This is a genomic window from Streptomyces alkaliphilus (genome assembly GCF_014141535.1).
Taxonomy (GTDB): Bacteria; Actinomycetota; Actinomycetes; order Streptomycetales; family Streptomycetaceae; genus Streptomyces; species Streptomyces alkaliphilus.
In genome coordinates this window covers 1-991 of record NZ_VKHT01001397.1, presented here as the reverse complement: position 1 = coordinate 991, position 991 = coordinate 1, and the positions used below count along the sequence as shown (strand labels likewise).

Annotated in this window: 2 protein-coding genes; one reads left to right on the top strand and one right to left on the bottom strand. The window is 71.5% G+C overall.

The genetic code is table 11. From position 1 onward, the window contains the following. The coding region (locus FNQ90_RS24715) for a DUF2510 domain-containing protein (protein ID WP_182608368.1) at positions 1-157 on the bottom strand (157 nt) is incomplete at its 3' end. A 320-nt stretch (positions 158-477) separates the two neighbouring features. Between FNQ90_RS24715 and FNQ90_RS24710 the strand changes: the two genes are divergently transcribed. Continuing rightward, a complete protein-coding gene (locus tag FNQ90_RS24710; RefSeq protein ID WP_182608367.1) occupies positions 478-990 on the top strand; it encodes an SsgA family sporulation/cell division regulator in 513 nt (170 codons plus the stop codon). The last annotated feature ends 1 nt before the right edge of the window (position 991 follow it).

Below are 991 nucleotides of genomic sequence, written 5' to 3'. Positions count from 1 at the left end.
GCGCGGGGGTGGGCTCCCCCGGCTCCGGTCGGCGACGGCTGCTGCCCGGCACCCAGGCCGTGCCGTTCCAGTAGCGGATGTACCCCGGGATCGAGGGGTCGGGATACCAGTCGGGTCCCGGGGTGCCGGCGTCGCCGCCTTCCGCAGGAGAGCTCATGAGGGGGTCCGATTCTCCTCGTCCGTTCGTCCGTGTCGCGTCGGGTTACGCATCGTACGCCGACCGTGCCCCCTCGGGGTATCGCCGTGCCCCCGACCCGGCGGCGGGTGACCGCGCCCGGAAGGACACCGATCGGAGCGGGTCCCGGGATCGATCGGCCGGCGATCACGGGAGTTCACCGATGACCGGACCCGGGCGGAAAAAAATCTTCCCGAAGTCGCGTAAGGATCCGGACGCGACTCCCTCCCACCCTGTGGCGGCACCGTCCGCCGGTGCCGGGGCTCCCGGTGCCCCGGGAGACAGAAGAGCAGGGAGAGGTCATGCAGATCACCGTAGAGCGCGAGATCACCATGCGTCTGGTGGTGTCCCCCGAGCGGGGCGTGGACGTGCCCACCCGGCTGCGCTACCGCTCGGAGGACCCCTACGCCGTGCACGTCACCTTCCACACCAACAGCCCCGTGCCGGTCGACTGGACCTTCGCCCGGGAGCTGCTGATGGAGGGAGTCGTGCGGGCGACCGGGCGGGGCGATGTGCGGGTGCGTCCGGCCGATGTGGACGGCCGACCGGTGATCAGCCTGGAGCTGACCTCCCCGGATGGGGACGCCCTGTTGCAGGCACCGGCCGAACCGCTCTCGGCGTGGTTGGAGCACACGCTGCGGGCGGTGCCGGCGGGTGCCGAGATGGAACGGTTGGGGCTGGAGGAGGGACTGACCGCGCTGCTGGCCGAGGGCGACACCGGGAGAAACGCCGAGAGGAATGCCGATGGCAATGCCGAGAGGAACGGTGGCCCGGGCGGGGACCAGGGCATCGAGGACTCCCTGGCGGAGGGGTGAG